This window comes from Novipirellula methanifontis, assembly GCF_052161655.1.
In the GTDB taxonomy this organism is placed as follows: Bacteria; Planctomycetota; Planctomycetia; order Pirellulales; family Pirellulaceae; genus Novipirellula.
On sequence record NZ_CP197418.1, the window covers coordinates 8,176,536 to 8,192,152 of the forward strand.

Annotated in this window: 11 protein-coding genes; 7 read left to right on the forward strand and 4 right to left on the reverse strand. The window is 54.6% G+C overall.

Annotation, left to right across the window (positions count from 1 at the left end; translation table 11 throughout):
* Window positions 1-7: 7 nt before the first annotated feature.
* The 7 genes from uppS to SH528x_RS28985 all read left to right on the forward strand — a co-directional run bounded on the left by uppS (window position 8) and on the right by SH528x_RS28985 (window position 8,764).
* Window positions 8-769 (forward strand): polyprenyl diphosphate synthase, encoded by a 762-nt coding sequence (gene uppS, locus SH528x_RS28955; RefSeq protein WP_442506917.1) that lies wholly within the window; start codon window positions 8-10, stop codon window positions 767-769.
* Window positions 770-850: 81 nt separating this feature from the next.
* Entirely contained in the window at window positions 851-1,822 is a 972-nt protein-coding gene (locus SH528x_RS28960; RefSeq protein ID WP_442506918.1) for a phosphatidate cytidylyltransferase, read from the forward strand.
* A gap of 98 nt (window positions 1,823-1,920) precedes the next feature.
* Window positions 1,921-2,943, forward strand: a complete 1,023-nt coding sequence (locus tag SH528x_RS28965; RefSeq protein WP_442506919.1) for a PhoH family protein — start codon at window positions 1,921-1,923, stop codon at window positions 2,941-2,943.
* Window positions 2,944-3,033: 90 nt separating this feature from the next.
* Window positions 3,034-5,409 carry an HD family phosphohydrolase gene (locus SH528x_RS28970; RefSeq protein WP_442506920.1) on the forward strand — a complete coding sequence of 792 codons (2,376 nt, stop codon included), beginning with the start codon at window positions 3,034-3,036 and terminating at the stop codon, window positions 5,407-5,409.
* Window positions 5,378-5,938, forward strand: a complete 561-nt coding sequence (gene ybeY / locus SH528x_RS28975) for an rRNA maturation RNase YbeY (RefSeq protein ID WP_442506921.1) — start codon at window positions 5,378-5,380, stop codon at window positions 5,936-5,938. Before SH528x_RS28970 ends, ybeY begins: the two co-directional genes overlap by 32 nt.
* On the forward strand, window positions 5,935-7,224 hold the full coding sequence (locus SH528x_RS28980; RefSeq protein WP_442506922.1) for a hemolysin family protein: 1,290 nt from the start codon (window positions 5,935-5,937) through the stop codon (window positions 7,222-7,224). The genes ybeY and SH528x_RS28980 overlap by 4 nt, the downstream gene beginning before the upstream one ends.
* Before the next feature lie 223 nt (window positions 7,225-7,447).
* Complete coding sequence (locus SH528x_RS28985; protein WP_442506923.1) at window positions 7,448-8,764, forward strand: citrate synthase; 1,317 nt, start codon at window positions 7,448-7,450, stop codon at window positions 8,762-8,764.
* A gap of 281 nt (window positions 8,765-9,045) precedes the next feature.
* Here the strand turns inward: SH528x_RS28985 and SH528x_RS28990 are convergent, their stop codons facing one another.
* The 4 genes from SH528x_RS28990 to efp all read right to left on the reverse strand — a co-directional run bounded on the left by SH528x_RS28990 (window position 9,046) and on the right by efp (window position 15,498).
* The gene (locus tag SH528x_RS28990) at window positions 9,046-10,761 is read right to left on the reverse strand and encodes an FMN-binding protein (RefSeq protein ID WP_442506924.1); all 1,716 of its coding nucleotides are present in this window, start codon (window positions 10,759-10,761) and stop codon (window positions 9,046-9,048) included.
* Window positions 10,761-13,058, reverse strand: a complete 2,298-nt coding sequence (locus SH528x_RS28995) for an FAD-dependent oxidoreductase (protein WP_442506925.1) — start codon at window positions 13,056-13,058, stop codon at window positions 10,761-10,763. The genes SH528x_RS28990 and SH528x_RS28995 overlap by 1 nt, the downstream gene beginning before the upstream one ends.
* A gap of 173 nt (window positions 13,059-13,231) precedes the next feature.
* Window positions 13,232-14,581, reverse strand: a complete 1,350-nt coding sequence (mgtE, locus tag SH528x_RS29000) for a magnesium transporter (protein WP_442506926.1) — start codon at window positions 14,579-14,581, stop codon at window positions 13,232-13,234.
* A 347-nt stretch (window positions 14,582-14,928) separates the two neighbouring features.
* Window positions 14,929-15,498 carry an elongation factor P gene (gene efp, locus SH528x_RS29005; protein WP_442506927.1) on the reverse strand — a complete coding sequence of 190 codons (570 nt, stop codon included), beginning with the start codon at window positions 15,496-15,498 and terminating at the stop codon, window positions 14,929-14,931.
* Window positions 15,499-15,617 lie beyond the last annotated feature (119 nt).

The following is a 15,617-nucleotide window of genomic DNA, read 5'->3' on the forward strand; positions in this document are numbered from 1 at the left end:
GTTCAAGATGAAGGATCCCATAAAAGCGTGTGCCGACCCAGCAACCGACATTGCCGAGACGAATCGTCCTCGGCACGTCGCGATCATCATGGATGGCAACGGCCGCTGGGCTCAAGCACGTGATCTGCCGCGAATCGAGGGTCATCGACGCGGTGTGGAAACCGTTCGTATGGTTAGCGAAACGGCGACCGAGCTCAACATCGACGCAATTACGCTGTATTGCTTATCGAGCGAAAACTGGAAACGTCCCAAAGCGGAACTCGAGTTCCTGATGCATTTGCTCGAGCAGTATTTGGTCGAGGAACGTCGCACGATCATGGATCAAGGATTGCGATTGAAGGTGATCGGTCGCCGAGACCGATTGCCAGTAAACGTGATCAAAGAAATGGACAAGACGCTTGTCATGTCCGAAAACAATCCCGGCACCCAACTCGTGCTGGCGATCGACTACGGCGGACGGGACGAGATCACCAAAGTGGCTCGAGAACTCGCTCGCGAGGTCGCCGCAGGAACTCTCCGCGACGAAGATATCAACGAAGAGTTGATCACCGCGAGACTCTATACGGCCGGGCTGCCCGAAGTCGACTTGATGATTCGCACCGGCGGCGACATGCGGGTCAGCAATTTCTTGCTTTGGCAATTGAGCTATTCGGAACTGTGGATCACGGACACCTGTTGGCCTGAGTTCACGCGTGAAAACTTTCTGACGGCGATCGACGACTTTGCACTTCGTCAGCGTCGCTTCGGTGGCCTGAATGTGAATGAGTGATGTCACGCGTCGCAGTTCTAAATCAACGCAGCGTCCCCACCAGTCCATGATTGACTGGCCCCTTTTCTATAGGAAAAACGCGTGCTTATTGACCGTCTGAAAACTTCGGCTGTTTTGCTTTCCGTCGTGGGCTTGCTGATCTACCTTGATGCAAACCACTCGTTCGATAACGCCGAAGGTCTTTGGCTGATCCCGCTACTGCTGTTTTTTGCAATCGGCACTGCCTCGGATTTGTCGACAATGCTGACGGCGAGTGGCCGAAATATCTCGCGGTCAATTGCGATGTTCACGACCGCGATGGTCACATTGTCGGCATGTGTACCGATGGTTTGGCCGTTGTTCGATTCGGTTTACCCGATCGATTGTCCCGTCGGTCGCTTGGGTTGGATTGTTGCCGCAGCGATCGCCGCGGTCATGATCACGCTGGCGGCCGAGATGTGGACCTATGGACGCCCCGAGATCCAGCGGGAAAAAGGCTATGCAATTGACCGCACCTTGACGGGTGTTTTTGTGTCGATGTACGTCGGGTTGCCAATGGCATTACTGGTTTCGCTGCGTTCGCTCGGTAATTTAGACCCGAGCGCTCCAAGCAGCGGAAACTGGGGGCTAGCGGCACTGATCACCATGATTGCGGTTACGAAATCGGCCGATGCGGGCGCCTACTTTGTCGGCCGGGCAATCGGACGACACAAATTGATCCCGCGACTTAGCCCTGGAAAGACCTGGGAGGGAGTCGGTGGGGGAATATTAACCAGCACGATCGTTGCATTCGCTTGCCTGCTTTGGCTTTTTCCAGCCTTGGCGCCGACCGCAAGTGCGATCACTTTGATACAGTGCATCTTGGGGGCGATTGTGTTGGGCCCAGTGTTGGCGATTGCGGGAATGATGGGCGACTTAGCCGAATCACTGGTAAAACGCGACGCAGGCGTCAAAGACAGCGGTTCCTGGCTGCCCGGCTTGGGGGGCGTCTGGGACGTGACGGACTCGTTGATTGCAGCGGTTATGCCTGCATTCCTGTGTTTTGCTGCCGGAGTGGCAGGCCCACCTGGGTGAGGAAAACGCTTGTACACCCAGAGATTTTAAATGTGATACAAGCACTCGCTCACGCTAGAATCGAGCGAAGTAGGAGACTAAACCTTTCAGGCATTTGAATGACCGAAGCTACATTATCGATTGCGAACCCTGCGGAAATCTTGACTTTGTTCGGGCCGCGTGATCAGCACCTGCGGAAACTGCGTCGAGCGTTTGACGTCAGCATCACGCTGCGAGACGGTCGAATTCGGATTGCGGGCGAAGAAGACAACGTCAATCGTGCAACCCGAACGCTGGAAAAGATGCGTCATATCTCTCGTAAAAAAGGGGATTTGGCCAGTGAGGACGTCGATGGGGCAGCGACCGAAGAGGGCGCGACGATCGAAGGTGCCGTCCCCACCATCACGGGCGACGATATCGACATCCAACATGCCGGTCGCCGGATCAAGCCCCGAACGCCGGGCCAGGGCCGCTATGTCGAAGCGATTCGCCGCTTCGATCTTGCCTTTGCTACCGGCCCCGCAGGCTGCGGAAAAACCTATTTGGCGGTGGCAACGGCGGTAGAAGCATTGCGCGCCGGTCAGGTGCGAAAAATCGTCTTAGTCCGCCCCGCAGTCGAAGCCGGGGAAAGTTTGGGCTTCCTACCAGGGGACTTACGGGCCAAACTAAACCCATACTTGCGTCCGCTGATGGATGCACTTGGTGAAATGATTGATTTTGATCAAGCTCGAACTTTGATGGAGCAAGATGTAATTGAAATCATTCCGCTCGCTTATATGCGTGGACGAACACTCAACGATGCCTTTATCATATTGGACGAAGCTCAAAACACGACCATCGCACAAATGAAGATGTTCCTGACGCGTATGGGCGAGCAAAGCAAGATGGTGGTCAGCGGCGATATTTCGCAACAAGACTTGCCGCGTGGCATTACCAGTGGGCTACGCGACGCCATCAATCGCTTAAGTGACATCGAAGGCATTGGCATCGTGCGATTACGTCGATCCGATATTGTGCGTCACCGTTTGGTGCAGAAGATTGTCGAAGCCTACGACGATGACAAACATCATGAAAGTGAAAACTTGAACGATGAATCCCATCACCCGCGTCATTCCAGCGAGGGCACTAATAACCGCGAGTAGTTCTGACGTAGCGTGATACCGATCCAATTCATTCGGTCCACGTATTGTTAGATGAAATCCGCTTTCCCGCGGAGCTCTAGGTTGATTGCGATGAGCGGCACAAGCAAACAACGAACCCGCCAAGAACGGATCGACTCGCTTGGGATTCCCAAGCCCAGGTTGATCCAGTGGTGGCAGCGCAGCGACAAATCCGACTTTGCAATCCGCGTAGGCATGGCGATCCTTGCTGCGGTATTGATGTTGGTGATTTGCCATGCTTGGCGACCTGCGTTCGCCTTTCGCAAAAACGCGGTCCCCGCACGCGATGTGATTACCCGCGTCACGTTCCAAGTCAAAGACGAATTGGAAACCGACGCCGTCCGTCGCCAGAAACGCCGCGAAGAACCGGTGCTGTATCGAAATCGCACCAAGCCACTGGATCAATTGCGCGCGGTCCTGAAAGACCAATTGTTCTTGGCATTGGGTGCCCAGTCGTTCGACCAGATGAACGAGGACGAACGCAAAGCATTTGCACAGTTCTATGAAGGGGACGAGACGGCAAAACCGGGCGACACCTCGGCCGAGCGATTTGCGACGCTGAAGTCGGTGCTCGCCGAAGATCCTGAACTGATCAAAGTAGATGCGGCCGTCGGCACGGCAATGGAGCCGATGTACAAGGTCGGGTTACTCAAGGCGATGCAGCACACGCCCGACCAGGGTAACCAGCGGATGATCATGGTCTATCCAGCCGGCCAACCCGACGAGGCGGTGCCGGTCGAAGTCAGTCAAGTGCGAATCGCACAAGCGAGCAGCAACCTGCAGTCGTTATTGCAAGAATACTTTCGCCCCAACTTTGGCACCGAGCGTGGGCAAGTCGTTGCGGGAATGATCAGCGATTGGATTGTCGAGCGTTTGCCCCAGTATGAAACATTGCAATATGACGACGAGCTGAGTGAACGTGCTCGCTTGGATGCCGCTCTGAAAGTCGAGCCGGTGATGACCTCGTATTACTCAGGCGACTCGAAGTTGGCCGAAGCGGGCAAACCCCTCGGGATCAAAGAGCTCGCTTTGCTGCGAGTCGAAGGGAACGAGTTTGTCAGCCGGATGGGATGGCGGGACAAAATTGCTCGCTTTGCGGCCTTCTCAGGAATGATCGCGGCGCTGTATTTGTTGTGTGGAGCTTATATCTTTTTTGTCGAAGACCGCAGCTTGCTGCAGGACCAAAAGAAGCTCGCCAAACTACTGGCGCTGATCGTCACCACCGTCGCTCTTAGCTTTTATGCTTCGCGTGATGAGTGGCGTAGCGAACTGATCCCGCTCGTGCTTGCATCGATTATCTCCGCCGTAGTCTATGGACGCGAATTGGCGTTGTTGCTGATGGCCGCCGCGTGCCTGAGCGTGACACTATTCCTCAGTGCCGAGATTTCGGAACTTGTGATGATGTTGGCGGCATGCACGAGCTGTACGCTGCTATTAGGGCGAATCCGCAGTCGCACTCACTTGCTGTACGTCGGAACAATTTCCGCCGTCATTACCGCAGCCACGGTGATCGGCGTCGGCATTGTGACGTCGCAAACGCTATCGGCAGTCAACGCGATCGGTGACACCATCGGCGAAGTAGAATCGCTATATCGAGGCCCCCAATTTGATATTGTGCTGTGGAGTCTTGGACGCGAATCGCTGTGGGCCGGATTCTGTATCGTGGTATCCTCAGCTGCAATGACCGGGCTTCTGCCACTTGTCGAAAAAGGATTCCGAGTCCAAACCGACCTCAGCCTGCTGGAACTGGGCGATGCGAGTCACCCCTTGCTGCGTCGTCTCGCTCAGCGTGCTCCGGGAACCTACAACCACAGCATCAACGTCGCCTCGATCGCCGAATCGGCTGCGGATGCGATTGGTGCAAATGGATTGCTGGTCCGCGTGGGTGCCTACTTCCATGACATCGGCAAGATGTTCAAACCCGAATACTTTATTGAAAACCAAAGCGCCGGGGTGAACCAGCACGATTCGCTGCAGCCTGCGATGAGCACGCTGGTAATCATCGCACATGTAAAAGATGGCGCGGATTTAGCTCGCAGTCATCATTTGCCAGAATCGATCATCGATTTCATCTTGCAGCACCACGGTACGACGTTGGTCGAGTATTTTTATCGCGAGGCAGCTCGTCGCAGCGAAGAAGACCCCAACGGCGAATCGGTCAGCGACAAGGATTTCCGCTATCCTGGTCCTAAACCGCAAACGCTCGAAGCCGCGGTGATGATGCTGGCCGATACTGTCGAAAGTGCTAGCCGAACGCTAGTCGATCCGACACCATCCCGAATTCAAGGGCTTGTCGATGCCATCGCGCAGAAGAAAATGGCGGATGGTCAGTTTGATGAATGCGGGCTGACGTTCCGCCAACTCGATCGCATCCGCACCAGTCTTGTCAAATCTTTAACCGCCATCTATCACGCACGTGTCAAATATCCTGGACAACAATCAGCCTAACGAGAGCGGCGAACCATCTGCCTCGCCTCTCTCTATCGAAATCGTGACGGACGACCCGCTGCCTGAACCCGATTGGTACGACCGCATCCGTTCCGCCGTGACCCATGCCGCCACCCTACGCGGCTATTCCAACGGCGAGATCGGAATCCGTGTGACCAACGACGCCGAAATCCGTCTGATCAACGCACGTCACTTGGATCATGACTACGAAACCGATGTCATCAGTTTCGCTTACGCTGACGAACCGCCGACGATCGAAGGGGAACTGGTCGTCAGCCTGGAAACGGCACAACGCGTTGCCGAGCGTGTCGGTTGGTCCGTCGAGAATGAATTACTGTTGTACGTCGTCCACGGCACATTACACATCGCCGGCATGGACGATCTCGAAGACGATGTGCGGATCGAGATGCGAGCCGCCGAATGCCAAGTGATGAAGTCGCTTGGCATCGAGGACATCGTTCATTACGGCCCCGATCGGATTGACGTGAATGTAAAACCGTCGTCTTCACCGTCGGAGGCGAGGTCATGAGCGATTCGGTAGCGTGGTGGGCGCTCTCGGCTTTGGGCTTTGTGCTCAGCAGTATCGGGGGTCTCGGAGGCGAATTATTGGATCGTTTTGCCGGCCGACCGCTCGAGGCCTATTGCCGGCTTAACAAGAATCGAGAGCGTTTCGGCGCCGTCATCGATCACCAAGATGCGGCGATTCGCGGCAGCGAATACTTGCGGATGATCGGAACCGTATTGTTCTTGATCTCAGGCACGACGGGACTTTTTGTTGCCGAAGAGAATCCAATTGGCCGCGATCTGCTGATTTGGTTCTTTTGCGCCGGGCTTTTGATCATGCTGATCCATTCCTGGGTGCCAGCCGCCGTGACCCGTTTTGCATCCACCCAAGTGCTTTACCACACGTGGCCGTTTTGGCGTTCACTGTCGATCTTCATGCATCCGCTATCGGCCCCTGGTGAATTTGTCGAGGTGATCACGCGACGATTGGCTGGAAAACACGAGCACGAAGACGAGGACGAAGAGCAACTCGAAGACGAAATTCGCACGATCGTCACCGCGGGCGAACGCGAAGGCTACTTTGGGCCGGGTATTCGTGAAATGATCCAGGGCGTAATGACGCTGCACGAAGATCCCGTCGGCCATATCATGACCCCGCGAAGCGATGTCGATGCGATCGAAGTTTCTTGGGAATGGGACCAAATCCTAAAGACAATCGTCGAAGCGGGCCGCACGCGATTGCCGGTTTACAATGGCACGCTCGATAACGTCGTCGGCGTGCTGTACGTCAAAGATCTGCTGCCGTTTCTCGAAGCCCATCATCAACCCAAAGAACCCGTGTCTGAGATCATGCGACGCCCTTGGTTCGTCCCGGTCGATCGATCCGTCGAATTTCTGCTGCGTGAATTTCTGCATAGCCGCAGCCACATGGCGATCGTGCTAGATGAATTTCAACAAACCGCCGGCGTGGTCACGATCGAAGACGCCTTGGAAGAAATCGTTGGCGAAATTGTCGATGAGTCCGACGAAGACGAAGAGATCGGCATGCAAGTCATTGACGATAACACGGTCGAAGTCGACGGCCGGCTGATGATTGATGACTTGAACGAACTGTTGGGTTGGGATCTACCTGAGAGCGATGACTATGAAACGGTTGCCGGTTTTGTACTTTCGCATGTCGGATCGATCCCCGAAACCGGCACTCGGCTGACGTTGGGCGATGCAGAGATCGAAATTTTGAAGGCCAGCAATCGCAAGATTGATTCCATGCGAATCCAGCGTCAAAACGTCACTGACCAAAAAGTGGGGTAATAATCCCGCTCACATTCCGAGGTTAGGGCACGTCGTGTGGCGTTTGCCAACGGAATTTCCTGCAAATGCAACTCATGCGGAAATCTCGTTACCAAAATCGTGCGATTTCGACAGTGCCGAATCACGATAGACACACCGCCCATGATTGTAGTTCGCTACTCGCAAAGCTACACTATCGCGAGATCAAACACATGCATTTAGCCCTCTCTACGCGGATTCGCTGATGAGCACCCCTCCCAAATTGGATACTAAAGAAGCCGGAGTCGCTAAGCTGTCGATCGAAGGCAGTGATTTCGACTTCCCCGTCGTTGAAGGCTCCGAAGGGGAACGCGGAGTCGACATCAGTCAGCTGCGTGCCAAAACCGGACTGATCACACTGGACGATGGTTTCGTCAACACCGGCAGCACCAAAAGTGCGATCACATTCCTTGACGGGGAAAAAGGGATTTTACGTTATCGCGGTTACCCGATCGAAGAGCTCGCCAAGCACTGCGACTTTGTCGAAACCGCGTTCCTGTTGATTTACGGCGAGTTGCCCAACGCCTCGCAAGCGGAAATATTCCGCGCCGGCATCCGCGACCATACCATGATCCACGAGGACATGCGGTCCTTCTACAACGGGTTCCCGCGTGATGCACACCCGATGGCGATCCTCAGCAGCGTGGTCGGCGCATTGGCCACGTTCTATCAAGATTCGCTGAACCCGAACGATCCTGGGCAAGTCGAAATCTCGCTCTATAGACTGCTAGCTAAACTGCCAACGATCGCGGCTTACAGCTACAAGAAGTCGATGGGTCAACCGTTCATGTACCCGAACAATGACCTAAGTTATTGCGAAAACTTTTTGCACATGATGTTTGCGACACCTGCCCGCGAATACATGGTCGATCCCGATTTCGCCGAAGCGTTGAACTTGTTGTTTATTGTTCACGCAGACCACGAACAAAACTGCAGCACGTCGACGGTCCGCATGGTCGGCAGCAGTAACGCCAACCTGTTCGCCTCGATCTCAGCCGGCATCGGCGCCCTCTGGGGACCGCTACACGGTGGAGCCAACGAAGCGTGTGTGAACATGCTCGAAACGATTGCCAAAGACGGCGGCAACGTTCAGAAATACGTCGACATGGCCAAAGACAAAGAGAACAATTTCCGTTTAATGGGATTCGGTCACCGCGTCTACAAGAACTTTGACCCGCGGGCGAAAATCATTCGAGCCAGCTGCGACAAATTGCTCGCCAAGCTGCAGTTGGATGACCCGTTGTTCGAGGTCGCACAAAAGTTGGAAGAAGTGGCGTTGCGAGACGAGTACTTCATCGAGCGAAAGTTGTATCCGAACGTTGACTTCTACTCAGGCGTGATCTACCGAGCGTTGGGGATTCCGATCCAGATGTTCACGGTGTTGTTCGCGATTGGCCGATTGCCAGGCTGGATCGCCCACTGGGAAGAGATGCACAACAACCCGTCGACGCGAATCAATCGGCCACGCCAGATCTACACAGGTGCGACCAAACGCAACTTTGTGCCACTCGAGCAACGCTAGCCGCGTTCTACCGCGGATCAATCCGCAGTAGCGAAAGTCGCGAAGACTTTCGATCCATGCGACATTACCTCCCCGAAAGCTTTGCTTTTGGGGGAGGTCAGAACGAGCGGAGCAAGTTCTGGGTGGGGCATCGAAGTGTTAGAAATGGGCCGTGCAAGATCAGTGTCGCCAGCCCTCCCCGCCTGCTATCGCTGCCGACCTTGCCAAACAGAGGGCAAATCCTGTTTTTGCTTCCTCACTCTATTTTCCAGCCACCGTGCCGGGACTCTTCTCAAATCACACTAATGGCCGGTGCTCAGCCAGACCGCCAGTCCGAGATAGCCGAGCGCGACCCAGTCGCGGATCGTCCAACGGTCACTGCGAGCGTTGAATCGTAAATATTCGAGCAACTTGCCGGTCGGACATCCGAATCGGCAATACGCCATCGGAACAAATAGCGACGCGACGATGCCGACCACGAATACCACGATGGTGGCCCAGCCCGCGATGCGAAACACGTAGGCGTCAAATGGCTCGATGTCGACCAAGCTGAATGGCAACGCCGCCATTGTCACCACCAGACACCACAGCAACAGTAAACCGGGCAGAAGCATCGATAGCTTGGAAACCGAATGCCCCAGTTTGACTTGGTACCGGATCCGCCCTTTGATCAACTGCTGAACCGCACCGTGCGGACACAAATGCGAACAGTAAATATTACGCTTACTGAACAACGGGCACGCAAACGCAGCGATCACCAGCATCGTCAATCCAGGTGCCATCTTCAGCGGCACTCCATGCTTGGCCCATCCCGCAATCATCGCTTGCGATACCAAATTGCCGGCAATCAAACCCAGATAAACGATCAACGTCAATTGAAACGCAATCCGAATTCGCTTGTTAGCTCGTAGCGATGTGGACCCGATCAGGATGGCGGCAATGATCACGAGCATTGTGCCGATGTCATGTACCGAAATCTGGAATCCCGATCGACGCTTCGGGCGAGACGCTTCCAATTCGATTTGTTCGAGATGTTTCTTTGCGGCTTCGACCACTCCGTCGGCCACCGCCATGCTCGTCATCGTCGCCCCCGAAACCCCTTCGACTCGCATCTCGTAAAGATCCACCTCAGCGAGTCCCTGCAGTTTCATCGCATCAAACGTTGAGCGAAAATAGGTGTCCTCGCGAACGTAGCCCACGTACGGCTCGTTGTCGTACGACTTTCCTACAGCGATTCCGACCACCGCACCATCGCGGTCCAAACCGATCAACGTTTCGGTCGGGCCTTGATAACCGACGACGTTGTCCGCCGCAGGTGAAGTGCGTAGCACTTGTCCAATCCGATTGCCGCCGGAGTCGACTGACCAAAGCGCCCCGTGCACCGCATCGGGCTCGATACGATCCGCATCCGGAAATAACAGTTTCACGTCGTCCCGTGAGAGCGGCGTGGGAAAACGAAGCGACCCAACCTCGCCGCCCAAGCGGTGAATGATCGATTCTTGAATCGCCAAGCTTGTCAGTGTTGCGCCGGAAACCGCATCGACGACGCCGACGTGACCAATCTCGTCTCGTGATTTTCCATCAAGCGAGGACATGAACCGCTCACTTCGCTCGACTTCTAACAAATGGTCTCGCGTGTCTTCGCTCGAAAGGATCGAGATCCCGACGACATGATCCCGATCATCGAATCCGATCAAAACATTAGTCGGTCCGGAAAAGCCGATGATGTGGTCGCTTTCGGGAGACGTCTGGACAACGTAACCGAGTGATTGGCCGTCGGCGTCGCTAACCGCCATCCGCCCATCGTCACTCGCAACGCCCGTGAGCGACGCCGCGGTGGGGAACAACGATGCAACCTGATCAACCGACAGATCGGCGATCGCAGTAACGTGGGCCGAGGACCTCGCGTATTGAAGATGAATCAGAGCGATGATCGAAACAAACACCGCCAAGCGTGCGAGGTGCACGACAAGGCGGCGAATTTGAAATCGATCAGCATTGACGGGATCCAGCGTCATTACTTGACAGGAACCACACGAATCGCATCCGCGTGAACATTGCCACTGCCGTTGGCCGAAAGCGTCACGGAGCAATTCTCGCCGCGTTTCAGGTCAAACGTGCCAAGTGAAATGAACAAGTCTTCGACCGGAGGTGCCGCTTTCATGTTCACCGTCTTGGTGATCACATCGTCGCCCGTTTTGACTTCCACGCTAACCTTGTCGCTGCGGTTTTCATGCGACTGATAGGCAAGCATGATCTGATGTTTGCCTTGGGCCGGCGCGGCAAACTCGAAGCGGATCGTTGCATCTTTTCCGCCGCCGTAGAGGTAGTGTGAACCGACAAATTTTGGCAAACCCGCTCCCTCGGTCCAACCGCCCGTCTTTTTCGCCTGAGTATCGTCGATTACCAGACCGCTGATTTTTGCGGGGTCGATGCCATGTCCCGTCGCCTTGCCGCTTGTCGGCAATCCGGTCGGCGGTGCCAATGGCAACGCATCATCGGGCACAACAATCTCGGAATTGACTGTGTCGCGTCGAGCTTTGCCGGGCTGCTTGAGCAACTCGTCCATTTCCGACCAATACTTGCCATACACTTCGCGTGGCGTACAGTCATGACGAACACAAACACTGGCCGCTTTGCCGACGACTTCGCCCATCATCCCACAAGTTCGCATCACTCGCACGGTGCCCAAGGCTTCGTGCGTCACACTGATGCAGCGTCCCGCCATAAACAGATTCGAGATATTTCGCGAATAGAACGTTCGGTAGGGAACCGGATAACCGTAGCTTCGATCGATACGTCGATCATGAACCGCGACCGAAATGAACGGGTTGTCGGGAAATTTCTTAGAGTATTGTTCTTTGGGATAATGAAGGTCGATCGACCAAGTACTTGGCACACAACCATCAGGATAGGCGACTTTGTTGACCACATCGTCTTGCGTCAACACGATGTCACCCATCAAGCGACGCGATTCACGAGGCCCGCCAATATAAGCGACCCAGGTTAGGTAGGCATTCTTGTGATTGTCGGCGCCGTCGCCGTTTTTCATCGCATTAAACGCCCCATAGACCGCTCGCAAATTCCAGTCGCGGATCGCTTCGGCATGCTTGATTGGATCCTTATCAAATCCGCTTTCCCAAAACCATTGACCGTGATGGTCACGTGGATAGGGGAAATCGTCCATGTTCATCTGCAGTGCCCATGGCGTTTCAGGAAATTCCGTCGGGCTTTCTGCTTCGTCCCAAGCCCACATGTTGCTCATGCCCATGCGGCCCTCGGGAGTCATTTCACTATCAGCACCGGCGAGATGTCCGATCGTGGCGTGCCCAGTGCAATCAGCAAACAGCTTGCCCGAAAAGCGAATTTGATCGCCAGTGCGAGTATCAAACGCCATCACGCTTTCGATTTGATCGTCTTTGGTTTCAACTTGGTACGCATGATGGTTCAAGAACAAATCGATCTTGGGTTCAGCCCGCACGATCGCTTCTTTTTTGGCGTCCTCGAATTCTTCGTAGGTGCCCGGTGATTTGGTGGCGCTATCGGAAAACTCGGTGACGATTTCACCGACGCGAGGATAATTACCTCGGCGAACGTGCCCCATCGCCCAAACGCGAATTTCACTTGATCCGTTTCCGCCCAACACGCCCCGGTTCTGCACCAAAGCGACTTTGCAGCCCATCCGTGCTGCGGAAATCGCGGTGCCCATCCCTGAATAACCGCCACCGATGACGACGATGTCATAGCCACTTTTTTCGGTAGGCTCGTCGCCCAGACCGAGTTGCTTGCGACGCCATGTGCCCAACACAGTCGATTCGTTTGGTGGCTCCGCGCCCGACTTAGTGAAATAAATTGCGTCACAGCGACCGTCGAACCCGGTTAGATCCTGCAAGGCGACGGTGGCCTTGGTGTCGTTGATTTCAACCGTCCCACCGGCCTCCCAAAACCATTCGGCATTTTTGGTTCCGAAGGTGTGGTCGAGCGTCTTTCCGTTCACCGCGATTTGGAATTTCCCTGGAGCACCGGGGGCTTCCCAGCGAGCAACCCAGTCCTTGGTGCGTGCGAACACGTGGTACGTTCCCGTGCTCGGGAATTCAACCGTCGCCGTCGCATCTTCGACCGGTTTTCCCATCCCGTGGGCGATCATATAGGGCGACCCCATCGTCATGATCGATTGGGTATCGAGTTTCCAGCCGCCAGGCTCAGCGAAGCTTTCCGCTTCGATAAACACCGAGTCTTCGGCCCAAACGGGCTGAAGCGTTATCGCGGCTAACGCCAGAGTGAGAGCCGTAAAAATTCGTCGCACAAGCGTCATTATGGGCCTTGAAGATTTCGTGGAAAACGGGGGTGGGGGGGACTAGGCATCATTGTAATTGTTCGCGGGGCAAGTCACCACCGTTGAACCCGAAGAAGCTCGACCAAGATCCCCCTTCGCTACCAGTTTCGCTTTTTCGCCGCGGAAGCAGAAAGTGATCGTGGCGGTGGCAACTAGCCGAGTAGCATTCGGCCGACGTTGATGTAGATCACAATCCCCAAAATGTCGACGATTCCGGCGACAAACGGATTGCTCATCAGTGCCGGATCCAGTCCTGCACGCTTGAAGACGATCGGCAACGTCGCGCCGCACATACAGCCACAGACGATGACCGCCAACAACGTGATCGGAATGACCAACGCGTCGCGGACCGAAGGAGCAACAAAAATCGCGACGACGAACCCAATCAACGCTAAAAAACTGCCTAGCAACAACGAAACGATGCTCTCGCGAATCAAGACGCGGTGCCAGTCACGGAACTTGACTTGGCCGCTTGTCATCGCGGTGATGACCAACGTCGCCGACTGGCTGCCCGAGTTACCCCCTGCACTAATGATCAGCGGGATGAACCAGACCAACCAGACAAACTTCTGCAATTCGTCTTCGTAATGACGCAGAGCAAAAGCGGTCAACAATGCGGCAAAAAACAAAATGGTCAGCCAAATCCCTCGCTTCCACGACAGTTTCAGCAAACCGATGCGAAGAAAGTCGTCTTCCAAGGGAGCCACGGCCGCAATCCGCTGGGCGTCCTCGGTCAATTCCTCACGAACCACGTCGATCACGTCGTCGTGAGTAATAATTCCGAGCAATCGCCGGCTTGCGTCGACGACCGGAATGGCTAATAAGTTGAATCGCTCGACTTTATGAGCCACCGATTCTTGATCCTCTGTCACCAAAGCAACGACGACATCGGTTTCCATCATGTCACCGAGCGTTACCTCGGGGTGCGCGAGCGACGAAACCAATTGCCGTGTCGAGACGATTCCACGGAGCGAATCGTCTTCGTCAACGACGTACAAGTAGTAGATCGTTTCGAGCTGACTTGCCTGACGCCCCAGTTCATCGAGCGCTTCGCGAGCACTCAATTTCTCACCTAGCTTGGCGACCTCGGTCGTCATCAAACCGCCCGCGGTCTCGCCCTGATACGAACGAAGACGTTGGATATTGCGACGGTCTCGGACCGGCAACAACGGCAGGATTTCTTGGACGCGTTCGTCCGACAATTCTTGGATCAAGTCGACGCGATCGTCCGCCGGAATCTCTTCGACTAGCGCGGCAACTTGCGACGGATCATGATCGCGAAGCATCTCCAATTGGCGTTCTTCGCTGAAGTAGCCAAAAATCTCCGAGCGACGCGATGGCTCGGCAAATTGCAGTACTTCCCACGCTTCTTCGTTGGAAAGCCCCTCCATGAACTCCGCTGTTCGTCCCGGGTTCAGCGTGGTGCAAAACTCTTCAAGCTCAGCCCGATTTTGCTCAGCCAACATTTCTCGTATTTCAGGGAGGAAGAGAGTGTTGACCATGGTATTTATCAGAAAAAACGCAGCAATGCGTTCATTTCATAGGCATAAGAGATTGGAGTAATTTGTCTAAGAGGGTATCCGAAAAGGGGTCTGACCCTCTCCGGCGAGGCCGCTTCCAAAGGGTCAGACCCCTTTTCGGATACTCTCTAAGAAGCGGCTAAAACAGAACTAACGCAAGAGTCGCGGCGGCAGCCATTTCGGCAACCACCGCGATCCCCAACTTTTAGGGCTCGATCAATGAACTTTCAAGCGAGGTCAATATGATCTTTGCACGCCGCGGTATTTGCCGAAAGTCTTGGTGACTTTCGCTACGCAGTGACTCTGGAAACTAAACCGAGCAGCAATTCTTAGTTGCTGACGCGTTCGATGTACTCACCCGATCGCGAATCGATCTTGATCACGTTGCCTTCTTTAATGAATCCAGGCACGTTGAACTCCGCACCGGTTTCCACCTTGGCTGGTTTGGTGACGTTGGTCGCGGTGTCCCCCTTGGTGCCGGGGACGCATTCGATCACAGCCAATTCGACGTGATTCGGTGGTTCGACGGAGATGGCGTTGCCGTTGTACAGCGTCATCGAGCACGCCATGCCGTCCTTCAAATACTTCCAAATGTCGCCTGCAACATCGCTGGTGACCTCGAACTGCTCGAACGACTCGTTGTGCATGAAGACGTAGTCTTCACCGCTGCGATACAAAAACTGTACGTCGGTCGTTTCCACGTCTGCCGATTCGAGCGAGTCGCCCCCTTTATAGGTGCGATCAAGCGAGGTTCCGCGGATCAAATTTTTCATTCTGCATTTGTAAAATGCGTTTCCCTTACCTGGTTTAACGAACATCATTTCCGTCATGATGTAAGGTTCACCATCAATTTGGACCTTAAGTCCTTTGCGGAAGTCACTTGTGTTATAAGTAGCCATAGACGACGGTCCCGTCTTTACGAGTCAATGTTTTCGGGGGATAGGGATTTTATAAATTGATTGGTTGCATCCACTAGATACTGAATGATCCAGGAAACTTCCCCTAGCGAAACGGACAA

Bases quoted from the DNA above. Each gene is read 5' to 3' on its own strand.
- SH528x_RS28970 (WP_442506920.1), top strand. From the start codon at position 3,034: ATGAGCGGCACAAGCAAACAACGAACCCGCCAAGAACGGATCGACTCG.
- SH528x_RS28980 (WP_442506922.1), top strand. From the start codon at position 5,935: ATGAGCGATTCGGTAGCGTGGTGGGCGCTCTCGGCTTTGGGCTTTGTG.
- mgtE (WP_442506926.1), bottom strand. From the start codon at position 14,581: ATGGTCAACACTCTCTTCCTCCCTGAAATACGAGAAATGTTGGCTGAG.
- SH528x_RS28995 (WP_442506925.1), bottom strand. From the start codon at position 13,058: ATGACGCTTGTGCGACGAATTTTTACGGCTCTCACTCTGGCGTTAGCC.
- SH528x_RS28965 (WP_442506919.1), top strand. From the start codon at position 1,921: ATGACCGAAGCTACATTATCGATTGCGAACCCTGCGGAAATCTTGACT.
- efp (WP_442506927.1), bottom strand. From the start codon at position 15,498: ATGGCTACTTATAACACAAGTGACTTCCGCAAAGGACTTAAGGTCCAA.
- SH528x_RS28985 (WP_442506923.1), top strand. From the start codon at position 7,448: ATGAGCACCCCTCCCAAATTGGATACTAAAGAAGCCGGAGTCGCTAAG.
- SH528x_RS28990 (WP_442506924.1), bottom strand. From the start codon at position 10,761: ATGACGCTGGATCCCGTCAATGCTGATCGATTTCAAATTCGCCGCCTT.
- uppS (WP_442506917.1), top strand. From the start codon at position 8: ATGAAGGATCCCATAAAAGCGTGTGCCGACCCAGCAACCGACATTGCC.